Source organism: Priestia sp. USM5 (genome assembly GCF_058323215.1).
On record NZ_JBSGKN010000005.1, the window covers coordinates 63,667 to 80,777 of the forward strand.

The window sequence follows — 17,111 nt, forward strand, 5'->3', positions numbered from 1 at the left end:
AAAAAATAAACATTTTATCAATTAAAAAATGCGGCATTCCTTGATAAAAAACACGGAATGCTGCTTAGGTATTAGTTGTTTTTCATTTTACAACCTTTGAATTTATAGCCATAAACTTTAGTTAGATCAACAAAACTCTTATAGGAAAAAGTAATAGCAACCAGTGTGCCTACTTGAACTTTTTCATAAAGCCTCTCAACATCTGCATTGTGCATTCTCACACAACCTTGACTCACGTACTTTCCAATGCTGCTTTCATTGTTGTTACCGTGAATTCCGTATGTATCGCCATACGTACCGTTTGCATTTAACCCTAACCAACGTTTCCCTAATGGATTGCGAGGATCGCCCCCAGGAATATGCCCTGTATAATAAGGACGGTTTTTAATTTTGTTCACGACTTTAAAAAAGCCAACGGGTGTTTTGTCTCAAGTTTTACCCGTTGCTACTGGATCAACGATTTCAATATAACCATTGTGAAAATACGCAAGCTTGTTGTAATACTTGTTAATAATAATCAAATCTTGATTCGCTGGTTTACTTGCTGCTTCTATTTTCTCCTGATTTACCCCACATAATGCAACCTTAACAGGGTAAAAACGGTCATTAATGTTATAAAAATGTTCTTCATAAAAACTCTCCTCTTTTCTATATTTTTATAAGAAACGAAAAAAGCACCTTTCAATTAGAAAGATGCTTTTTCTTTACAATCATTTATAAATAAAAACCTAGTTGATCTACGATTTTGACATGCAGAGAAACGTTCCCTGACGAAATTAACATTTGTTTTGCGTATAACTTATAACAACTCATTCGATGCAAATTTCATCTCCTCAAAAATCTTGTTATCCAAGTCTAAGTACCCTTAAACCTTTTAACACAAAATAAAATTCCGGTTTATCTTATTTTAAAGTATCAATAAATGAAATATTAAACGATTCCAGTTAAACTATAAATTCCGATAATCACTAGAACAGTCAATGTTTTCAAAACAGTGATAGCAAAAATATCACGATATGATTGAACATGTGTCAACCCACAAACGGTAAGGATTGTAATGACTGCTCCATTATGGGGTAGTGAATCCATCCCTCCGGAAGCCATTGCAATTACTCGGTGCATGACTTCTGGAGGAATGTTATATTGGGCTGCCGCCTCCATATATTTTTCACCCATCACACTCAGTGCAATTCCCATTCCCCCGGAAGCTGATCCAGTAATTCCTGCCAAAACGTTAGTTGTTACTGCTCCGTTGACAAGTGGATTCGTAAATATATGCGAAACACCCTCTCGAACAATGCTAAAGCCAGGAAGTGCAGCAATAATACCGCCAAATCCATATTCGGAGGCTGTATTCATGGTTGCTAGTAAAGCTCCACCAATGCTAATACTTATCCCTTCTTTAAATTTAGATTGTGCTTCTCTCCAGTTATATAATATGGTAGAAATTATTCCAAACAATAGGGCAAGTTCTACTGACCAAATTCCTGTAACCTGGGAAAGTTCGACCTTCCCAAAAGAATCCAGACCAATGGAAGAGAAATCAAATCCGTTTGGATACCACTTAGGAATAATCGTGGTGAAAAATTTATTAGTGACCCCAACAAGGATTAGTGGTACAAATGCAAAAAGTTCACGAGAACGACTGTTTGAAGTCTTGAGGTTTATTGAATAATTCTCCTCTTCAGCCTGGATAGTGGCTGCCATTTCTATTTCATTACCTTCAAAACCTGAATATCCTTCTCCAACTTTGCGAGCCTTTCGAGAACGTGATTCTAAATAAATCATTCCAACAGAAAAAACAATAACACCACCAATTATCCCTAGCATTGGAGCAGCGTAAATATCCGTCTTAAAAAAGGTAGTAGGAATTACGTTTTGTATTTGTGGCGTTCCAGGTAAGGCATCCATCGTAAATGTTGCGCCCCCTAAAATAATAGTTGCAGGAAGCAGGCGTTTAGGAATATTTGATTCACGAAATATGTTGGAAGCAAACGGGTAAACAGCAAAAGCAACAACAAACAAACTTACACCACTATAGGTCAGTATTGCACTTAGTAATACAGTAGCTAAAATTGCTCGTTTAGGTCCCACCCAACTGATTATAGTTTGAGCAATAGATTTTGCCACTCCAGACATTTCAACTATTTTCCCAAATATAGCTCCTAAAAGGAAAACGGGAAAATATAACTTAACAAAACCAACCATCTTTTCCATGAAAATATTAGAAAAGAAAGGGAGAACGTATGATGGCTCAGTTAACAAGACTGCAAACAACGCACAAAGTGGCGCAAAAAGGATTACTGAGAACCCTCTATAAGCAATAAACATAAGCAATCCTAAAGATAAAAGAATAACAATAAGATCCATACAATCCTCCTTATTTTTAGTAAATAGCCAGTTTCTATAATACAAAATTCATGAAACTAGACCATTTAAGAAATCTTCAGTAGCCTATAAGTGATCTAACATCTATTATTTAAAGTCCCATATAATACACAATCTATTTATTGGATGCTCCCCTCCCTGTTCCGTAAATCCGTGGAGGCTTTACTCCAGACTATATAGCACGCTATTTTCTGAAGCTCATTTTATTCATAGTTGATAGATCAGGATTAAAGTACTTTATATTGTCTGTAAATCTTGGAGAACTACCTTTTTTTTCAGCTTCCTTTACTAATTTTACAACCAAATCATTATACGGAGTTTTGATTCCTGCCTCACTCCCCTTTCTACAAATAAAACCATTGATAAAGTCAATTTCTGTTTTTCTTTTCTTTTCTAAATCTTGTAACATGCTTGCTTTTGTATTACTATGTGGTCCCCAAACACCTTGATAAAAATCCATTTTACTAGATATATCATTTTCATCTTGGAGTTCAAGAATCTCCATATCTTTTCCTTGAATCTTCTCTAATCTAATTCCACAAGCATGGGCAACCTTTATAGTTTCGTCTGCAATGCAGGCTAAGCTAACCATTGCCGACTCACTGGATAAAACCTCCCCAAAACAACAGCCTAATGCAGCCGACATGCCACTAAATGTTGCATTCATTAATAATTTTGCCCATTTTATTCCCATGATGTTAGAAGAGATATCACAATTTCCAACTAAATCTAAAATTCTCTTTACTTCCTTGAGTCGAGGAGTTATTGATCCATCTAATTCACCAATATCAAACGCATATTTTTTTAAAATTTGAGTTTCTGTTGCGAGTTCGGAAACACCTGGACCAAGCCAGGTAGCACCAAATCCTACAACGCCACCAATCGTTCTTTCATGTCCAATATAAGAAGCAACGAAGTCCTCAGGTATACCATTTTGCAACGTGCATACAATACTAGTAGAGTGAAGATGCGGAAGCAATTGTTCTAAAGAGGCCTGATTGTAAACCTGTTTAGTTAATAAAAAAACTAAATCATATTGACCAGTTATTTCATGGGGTAACATGGCCTTTACAGGAACGCAAAGATCCATAAAGCCAGTGATCTTTGCACCGGAATGATTGAGCGCAGATACATGTTCCTTGTTGATATCGATTAAATCTACTTTTTGTCCTTCTGCAGTAATTAAGGCCCCTATTATAGTTCCTAAGGAACCTGAACCCATTATTGCAATTCTCATATGTATTCCTCCCTGGAGTAATGATTGACTTATTGAATGAACTTAAATTTATTAAGTGCATTTTCTTCTACTAAAGTTGATAAATAAAGAGACTATTAAAACTTGAATTTTCGCAATAATTATAGCAATCTCTTTTAATGCCTTTTTTGTGTCTTCTAAAATCCCACACGATAGGTCGAAAATCATTCAATCTACAATATTACTTTTTATTCAGAGGTGTTCATCCTCTCCTTTTACTCAGTTTAAGGAGCATTAGAAGATTCTGATTAGATTGATGCTTGGAAAAGAAAAGGGCATCCGAAATTTCCTAGGTTATTTACCAATGCTGCTTAAGCCCTTCAAATGCTTTGAATTACCCAAACCTAAAATTTCTCTAGCTTGGTTCGGAGTAGCGACATTTCTTCCTAAAGTTTTAGATAAATCTACAATTCTTTCTACAAATTGAGCGTTGGTTTTCGCCAGTTCACCCTGTCGATAATAGACACTGTCCTCCATTCCTACGCGAACATGTCCCCCCATTATAATACTCATTGTGTTGATAGCTAATTGATCTTTACTTGCTCCAATTGCTGACCAAGTTGAACCTGCAGGGATACTTTCAGCTAAAAATAATAAATTTTTAGGTGTAGCTGGCATCCCTCCCCTTATACCTAGAACAAACTGAAAATGAAATGGGGATTCGATGAAACCCTTTTTAGCAATTCGCAAGGTATTATCAATCATACCGACATCGAATATTTCAATTTCAGGCTTTATCTCATACTCCTTCATTTTTTTTGCCAAGCGCTCCAGAAAATTAGGTGAGTTAAGAAATACATCACTCCCAAAATTCATTGAACCGGCATCAAAAGTAGCCAACTCAGATCCTAATTCACATACTCGAAGACGATCTTCATCGTTCATGGCCACTCCACCTGCTGTCGTTAAGTTAATAATAATATCGCATTTATCCCTTATGCGATTAACGACTTCTATATAGGTACCCAAATCAAGAGAATTATTCCCGTCTTTATCTCTTACGTGAATATGGGCTATGGACGCCCCTGCCTGCCACGCTTCATAAACAGAATCGGCAATTTCTTTTGGTGTAAAAGGTACATAAGGAGTATGTTTGCGAGTTGTCTGAGCTCCAGTTGGAGCAACGGTAATAATTAATTTTTCCAAAACAATCCCTCCATTTGATTAACATTACGAATATTCCAGCGAAACGTTTCGTTAAAAACACAATAAAAAACTCCATAAATCATAAAAAAATATGAGTTTTTCTTTATTTGATGGCTATTTCAATGGATTTTAAAAAGTTATACTTAAAATCTATTACATGAGCTAGCGAAACGTTTCGTTGATACTTATTATAATTTGTTAACGCTTACAAAATCAAGGGGTTTCTAAACAATTTTCAGAATATTATTAGTTATTTACCCTCTACTATTGAAATAATAAGCAAGTGTATATGATGATACCCTCTATTTGTTTATTAGTTTAGTTACGTATATTACGTACCATTGCTTATAAAATATAAGAAGTTTTTCTGGGGAAATTTAGGATCTTAGAGTCTATAAAAACAAGAAAATCAGCATGAACTTCTTTGATATCATACCTACAAAATATCAAAAGAACCAGGACCACCAAGCGATTTAATAATCATGAAAAGATGAATACGTATGTTGGTATTGATTGTTATTCTGTGGTTCATCTCTACGACACTTTTTTACAAAGAAAAAATTAATAGGCAAGCTGTTAAATATTAAGACACGTTAAAGACGCGCCTCTATAACAAACGTTATAGAGGCGCATCCATCAAATATGTGAATAAGTTTTTGAAAACCTATTTTTAGCTTTTTAAATCATGATTGTGTTTTTACTTCATAGTATCTGTGGCATTAAATTAATTTAATCCCTTTAACTTTCATTGTTGCCCTAAAATCGATTTAAGAAAGATTATCAATCTTATTTCTTTTATATCCACAGCTTTCACGAACTACTAACGATGGGGTAAGTATGATTTGTCTAGCCCGAGTTTCATCTTTTTCTTTGATCATTTCTAATAGAAACTCCATGGATAGTTTACCCATGTCATATGTAGAATGGTCAATACTGGACAAAGGAACAAGAAAATTTTCAGAAAAGGAGTTGTTATCGTTTCCAATAACCGAAATGTCCTCTGGAACACGAATACCAGAATCTCTTAGCCCCTTTATCACTCCGAAAGCTATTATGTCACTTGCAGTGCAAATAGCCTCTGGTAATACTTTCACCTGCTCAATCATCTTTTTCACATTGGTATATCCTGATTCTAAGGAATATTCTCCATCATAGATAAGCATTGGATCAATATCTAATCCAGTTTGGGTCATGGAGCTTATAAATCCTACTTTTCTTTCTCTTGCAGTATTAATATCCGGATCACCTCCGAAAAAAGCAATTCTTTTGTAGCCTTGTCTTACTAAATGATTAACTGCTAGTTCAGAAGAGAGTGGATTATTAACTCCAACAAAATTTTTATCATAAAATGAGGGTTTTCTGTTGATTAAAACATATTTTAATCCTGTTTTTTCAACTTCATTTAAATCCTCCGAATTAGCAATATTGGCTAATAAGAGACCATCAACCTGCTTTTCCAGCATTAGTTCTAAATAAGTCAAAATTTTTTTGTGTCCATTTGATACATTACACAGGATTACATTGAAATTATTATTAAACGATACATCTTCTATCCCCTCGATTAGTGGGGGATAAAAGGGGTTTGAAAGATTTGAAACTATGACACCAACCGTGTTGGTTCTCTTCTTTTTCAAGCTTCGTGCTACTGCATTTGGTTTATAATTTAATTCTTCAACTGCCTGTATCACTCTATTGGTAAGTGCCGGACTGACGTATGCTGATTGATTAATTACAGCCGACACGGTAGAAAGTGAAACATTAGCTTTTTTAGATATGTCCTTCATCGTAGCCATGTAAAAACCTCCAGGCGAAACGTTTCGATATCTTTAATCTATAATAAGTTGAGAGCGATTGCAATTTAATAGTATTATTTCCAATTTAAAATAGTTTTTTCACTATTTTTGTAAAGCCTATCCTAGGTATGTATAATCTCTTGTTATTGTCTCTATAGGATTACTGACTCTCATCGCTATAGAAAAAAACTCTAAATGATCATGTTAAGTAGACAAATATCGAGTTTTTCTACAAAATAGATAAATATAAAAGCTATTATAGAAAAAGGATTTTATTATTAACTTAATGTTATAAACTTTCCCATCTTTTTCTCTTTATAATCTCTATACTTACTCCAACGTTCTCCTTAGCTAATATAATCCTCAAACGTAGCATTTCCAACTACAATATAACCACCACATGCATCTGCGGTCTGTTTTGCAATGAACTGTATGTCAAAGGGAAATGCCACCGATTGTAGAATTTTGAAATAATTACACTTTGCCCAAATAGCTTCTTGTATTATTTGGAATAACTACTTTTCCATTTTTACTGTATTTCTCAAATAAATTTGATAATGCAGCAATGAAGGGATTATACTCCTTGTCGGTCTTTTTTGGGGAATAGGAAGCTGATAAGTACCTGCCCAAAAATCCATTAAAATCAAATTGCAAGTCATTGCTAAAGTTCTTAAAATCATATTTTCCATCTTTAAAAAATTGCTGATATACAACTGGAGTTTCTTCTATCCCACCACTAAAACCTTTAAAATTGGAGCAGTACTTTTGGCAGACTTCAGCACTTTCCTTGTTTATATCGCTTGACCCATCCCGGCTATTCCATACAAGGGCCACTTTCGCATCCTGTTTCAAAATCCGTTGACACTCTAACTTGAACTTCTCTTTGTCGAACCAATGAAATGCCTGTGCTACCGTAACTAAATCTAAACTATTATCCTTTATAGTTGTGTTTTCAGCCGTTGCCTTAATCGAAATAAAACGGGAATCCAGCTTCAACGATTGTTCTGCTAAGCTTCTCATATCATCATTTGGTTCCACACCGATTACAGGAAACCTCTTTTCAATCAGCTGCCTGCTTAATATTCCAGTCCCCGAGCCAATATCTGCAATAATACTATCCTGATTTAACCCAGCTTCGATGATTAGATATTCAATATATTCACGCGGGTAACTAGGACGGTATTTTGCATATACCTCAGCTTTGTCTGTGAATTTATCCGTTGATTTCATAAAATCACCTTCTCCATAATTTAAATATATTTAATTGTATATTCTATGCACTTTTGTACTAATGATTAATCTATTGGAGTGACAATTATAAACATAACACTTTTTTTCTGTGATAGCATTAACTTACCAAAATTTATGTATAAACGTGTTTATTAAATAAAAAAGAAATAAATAACAAGAAGAACCTCCAAAACAGGGGGTTCTTTTCATTAAAAAGACTTTCAAAAGGGTGAAAATAATACAGAATTTATACTAAAATTTATTCGGAAGGATATTGCAGATAATTGTGCTTATGTTAATTAAATTTGAATATGACATATTGTCTATAAAGGTGGACTACTTTTTATATGTACAATAAGGTTTATTTTATGAATTAAATAGACGTTTTATCGTTAGTTTTTTTAAAGTCTCAAAAGGTGTACCTTTTTAGGCTATTTTGTTGAGAACCGATTATAAAATAAAAAAGCTTTACGAAACCTTTCGCAAAGCTTTTGTCACCCTCTATATTATCGTATTACTCTTCCTACTTCTTCTATACTTAAACCAGTAAACTTTGCAATATCATCCAAAGTCATGCCATTCTCATACATGCTACGAATCAATTGAAGTTTCCCTTTTTCTACCCCTTCTTCTAGTCCTTCCTCACGAGCATGGGCTAGTTTAGCTTGTTCATCAAGTAGCAATTTCTCACGCGCTTCATATGCGCTTCGGAATGAAGAATCATGACTCATATTTTCCCATTTATCCATCGCTTTTTGTAGAATTGGATCTTGATTCATAGCAATCTCCTCCAATGTTTGAGTTAAATATTCATCTTCATGAGCTGGTAATAATAATATCCAACGAACGAATGCATTTTCCCATGGGTTGACTTTTTCTTCCCTCCACTGTTTCACAAGCTTTGGAATTTCCACAAAATGAATTTCAATATCATCGCTTAAAACACGTTGCTTTGTTGTGTCCCACAACTGACCTGTCGTTTGAAATTCTTCATCTGAAGAGAATAAAATGAAATCCAATAAATTAATGGTGATGGTTTTTCGTAAAGCACGATAAGGCATCCCTTCTTGCATTTGTGACGTATATAATTTACTCCAATAATACAAAGAACGCTTGACCATATCATGCGTATTACGAAGTTGAATCTCGATATTCACTTGTGTTCCGTTATCCAATGTAGCTAGTAAATCTAAGATAGATAACTTGTCATCTTCATAAGCCTTGTGAAGGTGTGGGTCTTCCAATTGAAGAGACTTAATGGGTGCTTCTAGAGACTTTTCTAAAACAGCGTTTAAAAAACCTGTTAAGATGTCCTCGCTACCTTTGGTACCAAATAATTGTTTAAAAGCGAAATCAATTCGTAAATTTACTAATTTTGTGGACATGAATTCCTCTTCCTATCTTTCTTATTTCTTACCCCTATTTTATAAGATAGCAGGATGTGTTTGCAAATGTAGAAACGAAAACCAACCAGTGTTTATGATTATATCTGGCCAAAATCTCAATCAAATGACTACGATATCCATTCCTTAAACCTTCTGAACTACCGACTGTGGTAACTCAAATAGAAAAGCCACTAAAATTGGGATGCTGATCAATTTTAGTGGCCTTTTCATTTAAAAATCGTTATATTCTTCTAAGTCATCATCGTCTAATGAGCCAGATATATTTGCTAAATCTGCAACCTTTCCTTCTTTCAGTTGGGGAACCTTTGAAGGCTCTTCTTCTTTGAAGGAATCGTTTCCTACAAACCCTGTTGTTTTGGCTAATTCTTTTAAATCAGCTAATTCATTCTTGATATGTTCAAGCATTTCGTAGGTTTTTTGGTCTTGAATTGCTTTTCTTTCAGTAGATGAACCGTCTAGGTCACGTAGAATTAAGGAGGAAATATAATCCCCTAACTTACGCGATTTAGCATATGTAGCTAGTTTATTATAAACTTCATCACTCAATCGATTTGTCTTAATGGTAAACGCATTTTGACGCTCTGACATCCCTATCACCTACGTTGTTAGGATTTAACGGCTTTCTTCTCTACTGCTTGCTTCTTTTGAACGTAACCAATACTACGAATCTCCAAGCCGAATAAATTTAAATGGCGGCTATCTTGGGGAACCTTATGATACTTCTCCGTACGTTCTTCCCCAATTTTTTCGCGCATACTATTCATGATCGCTACTTCTAAAGTGGGAGCTACCCCACCACAGTACACATACTTACGTAGTTTATTCGCTGGTGGTGGTGCGACATCATTTAATTTAGCCAATAAGATTTCCACATATTCTCGTAGTGAAGATTTGATTGTACTTGTTAAATCAATAGATTCACCTGTGTTCTCGTTTTTTAATACAAACTTTTGCTTGCTGTAGTTATCGAGAATAAATTGATCAAAGGCACGTAAGTCTGTAAATAATTCTAGAAATTTCTCTTTACGCAATTTATCAATATGCGCTAAATAAGGAATGCCTTCAATGCTTTGAAATGATTCGCGGCTATTCGCAGCTTTCAACCCTTCAGGTAGAATAACCACATCAATGGAACCACCGCCTATGTCCACCATGACTGTTTCACATTCTACATACTCATTCGCATCTTCCCGATCTTGAAGCGTTAAGTCTTTTTTTAAAGCAAAACGTGCACTTTCTCCCTCTTTTAAGCATGCACTTTCTTCCACTAATACTTTTAGAGTATTTTCAAAACCAGGCGTATGCACGGTAAACGTATGGTCGCCTAAGAAGCGATTAGCCATAGCTTTTTGAGCCGCCCCAAATGTGCTCTCTTTCTTAAGTAGCCAGATTGGTAACATGGTAGAAAAATAGTCAATTTCAATTGTAGTGTCCTTTTTATTTTTTGCATGTAACGCATGGTAATACGCAATGGCAGCTAAAAAGGTGATGTATGGAATATGACTTGTAATTTTATTATGTAATTTATTAATGTGATTGTTGGCCAGCAATTGACTAGCTGCAATGTCACCTACTAAGAAATAACGCTCCTTCTCTTCCCCCTCAATGGTTGTAGAAAGTAAAATGCGTTTCTTGAATTCTTCTGGAGCTGTAACTGCATCTGTGAAAAAAGAGTCTGCAGCTTCTTTTTGAAGTTCAACTACATTCGTTGGAAAATCAAATAGATATCCATCCATAATGTTCATATCAACAGAGTTACCGCAATCTTTATTAAAACGTGAAATTTTCATTTATAAACACCTCTTTTTTAAGTTGAACTTATATTCAACTTATTGTACTTGATATAGGATAAATATTCAATATGTGGGAGCAATTTAGTTATCTACAAAACCTTACATATATCAACAATTATTCAAATTAAGTAGAACTTGTATCTATAAGCAATATTCAGATTCAATCCTTATGTACCTTACTTTATATCATCAACATAATAAGAGCCTGCATCAAAAATGATGCAGGCTCCCCTCTCTTACAATAAAATAATTCTCATGTTCAATTGCCCTTTTGAGGCCCTTTCGTTACGTATAACGGTTCATAACGAGAGTACCATTCGTTAAATCACAATACCTACTTGTCAATTGGGGTAATACATTTGCTGAAGTCGCTGTTACGTCTTTCAAAACCGAACCAGTCCCTTCATTAAGCTAAGTATTTAACCTTTCACAGCATTCAATTCTACATGATATTGATACTGTACTATATGTGTACCACATCTTTTAGAATTAAAACATACCGTATTTTATTCAATTTCCTTTGGTTGTACTTTACAATAAAAATGCTTTTTTTCATTATAGGTATTTAGATAAGCATTCATAATTAGTTTTTTACTCTCCTAATTCTATACCTTTCTGCTTTGTCTCCTCTTTTAGATTATATAGAGGTAATATAAAAAGCAAACCTATAATAAACAAGACTGCTGCTGCCTCAAATATAGCAACTAATGAAAACTGCTCTTTTAGAATACCAGCTACACTCATCGTCAATACCATGGCTCCTGTAAAAAGAGGACTTAGAATCCCATTGACCCTGCCAATAAAAGCAGCCTCCGTTCTCTGTAAGATCATCGTATTGATGCCGATCTGAATGCATGGTAACATGAGACCATTTAGAAACTGAGCTCCCAGCGTCAGCCATAGATTTACTGATAATCCCATTATGGCAAACCCAATTGCATTACCAACCATTCCAACTGCCAGCAGCCTTTGCGGTGCTACTGTTTTGGCAAAGATCATTACTACTGCTCCTCCTAAGATCATGCCAATTCCATTATCTGTAAGTAACCACTGGAGATTTTCTTTTGCTAAACCCAACTGCTCTGTTACAAGAAAAATGGAGAGAGGCTGAATAAACCCTATTCCTAGTCCAGCTGCTAAAAAGCATAGACCTAACAGGCTCAACTCTTTCTTCCCCAAAACATACTTAATACCACTTTTCATTTCACTTAGCAGTGATGTAGTCCCACTCTCTTCTTCCATCTTTCGGTCGGAAGGTAGAAAAGTGAGTGCTGCTGCTGATAGTAAAAAGGCTGTACCTGTGATGGCAATGGAGAGATTTATACCAAAGGCTTGAAAGGCAAATGTCCCTAGTATTGGTCCTAGAACCATGAATATCGCAAAGACCGTTTGATAGACTGACATCCCTACCTGCATTTGCTCCTCCGGTAAATGCATTTTAAACAGTTTCATCCCTGAAGGCTGGGAGAATTGGGAAAGGATTGAAGAAATTAAGGTGGCGAAAAAAACAATGTGCCAAGATCCAAGTATAAGCGTGACAAGCACAGCAAATACAGATATTGCACTTAAAATATCACACCACACCATGGTACGTTTTGGACGCCAGCGATCTGCAAATGTTCCGCCAATAAAAGAGAAAATAAAAATTGGTGCAAATTCTGCTACAGATATCAAAGATACTGCAAATGGGTCGCCGTTTGTCTTCTCCATTATGAAAAGAAGTACAGCAAAATTCCTAACCCATATTCCTATTTGCAAGAATACCCCAGAGATAATAATAGCTTGAAAAACACGGTTTCCAAACAACTTTGTTGAATGGTTTACGGGTAATTTCTCTTCCAAAACAAAAAACCTCCTGCGTATTTTCTGAACAGGAGGAAGTACAATACAACAACAATATTGGCATGACATTCCGAAAGAAAGGAATACAATGATCAATTTGATTTGTATGTAAAAGTACAGTCTAATCCTATTCAGAAAAAACCATCGTATTATTTAACGAATTTTTTCTTAGAAAATAGGATTAATTAATCATTGTTTCACGTCCACCCTTCCTTTTTTTACTAGTAATAGGATAATTTATTATTTGTAATAAATCAACGCTTTTAGAACCCGAAATTTCTACAAAATATTCGTTTCACTCATCATCAATCTATTAAAAATAAATAACTATTTTTTGGGAAGGTTTCTTCTATTAGGTATTAAAGAGAGATAGCTTACAGTAAATTATCTACGTCTGTCAGGATGATTGCTGTAAATACAGATACTGCATTTGATGCTTCATTTTTTTCTTAATTCGGTAAAGCGCATTATCTACTGTTTTTTGAGAAAGATGTAGGTCCTGAGAGATTTGCATATACGTTTGTCCCTTCATATATAGAGCGAATACATCTTTTTCAATAGGTGACAGTATTTCTTGTAACCTCTGTTCCCTTTCTCTTTTATTTTCTTTTTCCACGGTAGCTTGTTCGGGGCTTACAGCACGTGGGTGAGGAAGCATCTCCATAAGAATCAAATCGTCTTCCAATCGCTTTGAATTCTTAGGTATGTTTAAAGAGATGGCATTGTTTAAGGGGGAATGTTTTTGACGAGCACTTGCCTTTATAGCTGTAATGAGTTGACGTGTAATGCATAGATCAGCAAATCCCCTAAATGAACTCATCCCTTCGGTTTTAAAATCGCGAACAGCTTTATATAATCCTATCCTTGCTTCTTGTAAGAGATCTTCTCGATCTCCTCCTAGTAGGAAGTATCTTTTTACCTTTGACCAGACCAAATACTCATATTTCTTTATGAGCACATTGAAAACACCTTCGTCGCCTTTTTGAAACGCTTGAACAATCTCTTCATCATTTAGGGTCGTCTTTTCTTCTCTTGTTTCTACACCTGCTACCATGTTCATCTGCGCTCCTCCTCTTGTTTTATGCTTTTGTGTACTTTACATTATAAAAAAGAGAAGGTATAAAAAATGTCGAAAAAACAAAGAGTAGAAAGAATATTTAGGGAGAAAGAAGTAAGGCATTACATCAAACCTTATATCATGTATATGACCTATATGATAAGAACGATTTTTAATCTTGTTTACAACTTTAAAAAAGCCAACAGGTGTTTTCTCCCACATTTTACTCGTTGCTACTGGATCAAATACTTCAATATAGCTATTGTGCAAATAAGCAAGTTTGTTGTAATACTTATTGATAATAATCAAATCTTAATTCGTTGGTTTGCTTGCTGCTTCTTCCCTCCTTCCACCTTCCTAGTATGAAAAAAGAAGACGCCTCAACCTTTATTTCGTCTTCAAACTTTTGCTTTTTTTAACGTTCCATTTCTTGTGTTGCATTTCTTTTATTTGTAGAATATGCTCTATTATTCCGTGCAAAAAATTTCATGCATTCATTTTGTGATTTCTCTTTTCTCCCTTTGTCATAATCCTTTTTCGCTCTCAGCACCTCCCACCTTTTTAAGCTCACTTTTAAAATTCTTTGGAAGAAATATTCTTTTCTTTCGTCACCTCATCCATTTTTTCAACAGCAATCAGAATGATACTTTGTAAAAACATATCTATGACATTCGTTCCTTTCCTGTAAATTGTGCTTCACCACTACAAAAGAGAGAAGAGCATAAGGGGTTTTTGCTATCACAGGGTGTGATAGGCTAGGCAGAGCCTAGCAAAACCGTGATATCAAAGAAAGTCGCTTAATGTCCCCTTTACGTCCCCTTTTTTTGGTGTACGTCCCTTTTACGTCCCCTTTTAAAATCCCGATGTCCCCTTTACGTCCCCCTGTGTTTTTTCACTTCATGGCTAAATCCTGTTGCTTTTTATTCAATTTTTGGAGCTTTTCTTGTAAACTTTTTTGTTCATCTTTATAGAGCTGAATGCTTGCATCACTCGATTGAATGGCATCCTTTTTCATCGCAATTTTTGATTCCGTATCGGCTTTTTCCTCCTGTACTTGGTACTTCATATCACGTTGTAATTCGTTCATTTCTTGTTGCGTTTGACGTTTATGTTTGGCTTCTACCTTAATTGCCTTTTCATAGTTTTTCATTTTCTCTTTAACAAAATCTTTTTCCAAATCATTGACTAAAAGCACGTAATCTTGTTTGGTTTTTATTCCTTTTCCTTCTTCACTTTTTGTTTTTCGTTGGTCAGAATAGAGCGTTGTAATTAATGCATGAGCATCTATTTCTTCTGTTGAATCTGTTTTTGAATCACTCGTTACATCATCTACGTTTACCGTTTCTTTTTCTTCATTCTCTTGGTATAGATCAAAGGCAAGTGCTTCCCAATTTGGAGATAAATCGCTGATTCTTACCACATAATAGCCATCATCTTCATACAATAAATGAACAGGTAATTTGATGTTTGGATTCGCTTTTTCTTGTGCAACAAAGCTTACTTCTTCTTCATCTGTTTGATCCATTTTGATGACCATATCCAGTGAGCTATTAGCCGCATGGTACACACGATTTTCAATGGTTACGGTTCCTGTTATGTTAGAAGAAACCGCCTCGTATAGATTTATAGTTAGTTTTTTAGCGCTAGTAAAACTTAAGTTCAACTTATTGCTCACTTAATATAGTTTCTTAATAACATCTCCCTCTTTAGTTAAACTTTAGTTAAACCTAACATTAATTAATCACAGATTTATAGTCAGATTTCTAAAGTATAGTTGAAGATAAGTTCAACTTAACAGTCACTTACTATAGATTCACAGTTAGATTTCGTCTCTTTAGTCTTCTTCAATCCAAACTTAACAGTCACTTACTATAGATTCACAGTTAGATTTCATCTCTTTAGTCTTCTCCAATCCAAACTTAACAGTCACTTACTATAGATTCACAGTTAGATTTCATCTCTTTAGTCTTCTCCAATCCAAACTTAACAGTCACTTACTATAGATTCACAGTTAGATTTCATCTCTTTAGCCTTCTTAAGAACTTTGTTATAATGAACTATGACTTTGAATTGCCTATTCTATCAAAAATAGCAAAAGAACCTGTAAATCTAACAAAAAATCCATTATTAAATCTCTCAAAATTTGATGTCAGTTCTGTTATAATAACAACAAATTTATTGTTATTATAATCGGGAAGAGGAGGGGTTAATTTGAAACAAACTGAGGAAGAATTCAAATTAAGTGAAGTAATAAAACTTACTGGACTGTCTGATCAAACAATTCGAAGATATCAAGAGGACTTTAATATTCAAGGAATTCGTACTCAAGGTGGTCATCGTCGTTTCAAAAGAGAAGAAATTGATATGTTACTTGAGGCTAAGAGATTAAAAGAAGAACATGGTTATTCTATTAAGCAAATCCGTTCACATTTTAATGGAGAAACAACATCAGAGATGTTAGAAAAGAATGAACCTATGAAAACAGTTTTTGAGAAGAAAATAGTGAATTTAGAAGAACAATTAGCAGAGGCAACTGAGAAAATTGATTCTATGGTTCAGGTTTTAACAACATTTATGAATCAAAGTGGACAAACAAATCAAAAAATTTTATCTCAATTTCAAGATGTACTAAAGGCACTTCCTGAAACATCTACAACTACAAACAACCAAAGAATCTTGGAAAAAGAGCAACGTCTAAACGAATTGAAAATTAGGAACAAATTAAAAAAAGAAGCCATTGGAAAATGGGGCATTTTACCTGAAGAGGAACGGACTACCACTGTGAAAACTGGTCTGTTTAGTTTTAAAAGGGAAGAAAATCATAATAAAAAACGTGCTTTCATCGAAGATTACATAAGTGAACATTTAGTAGATCGACTTGAAAGAGAGTATGACATGAAATAAAATCAATGATTAACCTAATTTTAGTGAAAGATAAAAAATGAAAGAGGCATTGCCCTTAGTTAAGCTGAATTAACTAAGGGCAATGCCTCTTTCATTTGGAAGATTATTTTTATTGAAACTAAAAATTGCACTTTGCATGCTGGTTGAGAGTAGAGAGAAAGATTTTATTTTTCAGATAAATAATTTTAAAATTATTTATTATCTAAATGAAAAAGATTAGCCTAAAATACTCGTTTTGATATATTTTGCTAATTTTTATTGAATTATGAGACTAGTTAACGCTATAATAAAACTAAC

12 protein-coding genes and 1 pseudogene are annotated in these 17,111 nt (G+C 34.6%); 1 reads left to right on the forward strand and 12 read right to left on the reverse strand.

What is annotated here, in order from left to right; all coding sequences use genetic code 11:
• Positions 1-71: 71 nt before the first annotated feature.
• From ACWATA_RS27155 to ACWATA_RS27210, 12 genes and pseudogenes are all read right to left on the reverse strand, one after another.
• A pseudogene (locus ACWATA_RS27155) lies at positions 72-631 on the reverse strand (L,D-transpeptidase).
• Positions 632-930: 299 nt separating this feature from the next.
• Entirely contained in the window at positions 931-2,370 is a 1,440-nt protein-coding gene (locus ACWATA_RS27160; protein ID WP_233335253.1) for a GntP family permease, read from the reverse strand.
• A 202-nt stretch (positions 2,371-2,572) separates the two neighbouring features.
• On the reverse strand, positions 2,573-3,625 hold the full coding sequence (locus ACWATA_RS27165) for a ketopantoate reductase family protein (protein ID WP_233335254.1): 1,053 nt from the start codon (positions 3,623-3,625) through the stop codon (positions 2,573-2,575).
• A 312-nt stretch (positions 3,626-3,937) separates the two neighbouring features.
• Complete coding sequence (locus ACWATA_RS27170) at positions 3,938-4,789, reverse strand: beta-keto acid cleavage family enzyme (RefSeq protein ID WP_233335255.1); 852 nt, start codon at positions 4,787-4,789, stop codon at positions 3,938-3,940.
• A 767-nt stretch (positions 4,790-5,556) separates the two neighbouring features.
• On the reverse strand, positions 5,557-6,582 hold the full coding sequence (locus ACWATA_RS27175) for a LacI family DNA-binding transcriptional regulator (protein WP_473050461.1): 1,026 nt from the start codon (positions 6,580-6,582) through the stop codon (positions 5,557-5,559).
• A gap of 474 nt (positions 6,583-7,056) precedes the next feature.
• Positions 7,057-7,812 (reverse strand): class I SAM-dependent methyltransferase, encoded by a 756-nt coding sequence (locus ACWATA_RS27180; RefSeq protein ID WP_016766089.1) that lies wholly within the window; start codon positions 7,810-7,812, stop codon positions 7,057-7,059.
• A gap of 506 nt (positions 7,813-8,318) precedes the next feature.
• Positions 8,319-9,197: an Rpn family recombination-promoting nuclease/putative transposase gene (locus tag ACWATA_RS27185; protein ID WP_016766090.1), complete on the reverse strand. Its 879-nt coding sequence runs from the start codon at positions 9,195-9,197 to the stop codon at positions 8,319-8,321.
• A 231-nt stretch (positions 9,198-9,428) separates the two neighbouring features.
• Positions 9,429-9,806, reverse strand: a complete 378-nt coding sequence (locus tag ACWATA_RS27190; protein WP_016766091.1) for a hypothetical protein — start codon at positions 9,804-9,806, stop codon at positions 9,429-9,431.
• A gap of 17 nt (positions 9,807-9,823) precedes the next feature.
• Positions 9,824-11,008, reverse strand: a complete 1,185-nt coding sequence (locus tag ACWATA_RS27195; RefSeq protein ID WP_016766092.1) for an Alp7A family actin-like protein — start codon at positions 11,006-11,008, stop codon at positions 9,824-9,826.
• A 594-nt stretch (positions 11,009-11,602) separates the two neighbouring features.
• On the reverse strand, positions 11,603-12,853 hold the full coding sequence (locus tag ACWATA_RS27200; protein ID WP_473050462.1) for an MFS transporter: 1,251 nt from the start codon (positions 12,851-12,853) through the stop codon (positions 11,603-11,605).
• 397 nt (positions 12,854-13,250) lie between these two features.
• Positions 13,251-13,913 (reverse strand): RNA polymerase sporulation sigma factor SigH, encoded by a 663-nt coding sequence (gene sigH, locus ACWATA_RS27205; RefSeq protein WP_016766094.1) that lies wholly within the window; start codon positions 13,911-13,913, stop codon positions 13,251-13,253.
• An 889-nt stretch (positions 13,914-14,802) separates the two neighbouring features.
• Positions 14,803-15,573 (reverse strand): hypothetical protein, encoded by a 771-nt coding sequence (locus tag ACWATA_RS27210; RefSeq protein ID WP_258355771.1) that lies wholly within the window; start codon positions 15,571-15,573, stop codon positions 14,803-14,805.
• Between the two features lie 548 nt (positions 15,574-16,121).
• Between ACWATA_RS27210 and ACWATA_RS27215 the strand changes: the two genes are divergently transcribed.
• On the forward strand, positions 16,122-16,814 hold the full coding sequence (locus tag ACWATA_RS27215; protein WP_129542571.1) for a helix-turn-helix domain-containing protein: 693 nt from the start codon (positions 16,122-16,124) through the stop codon (positions 16,812-16,814).
• The last annotated feature ends 297 nt before the right edge of the window (positions 16,815-17,111 follow it).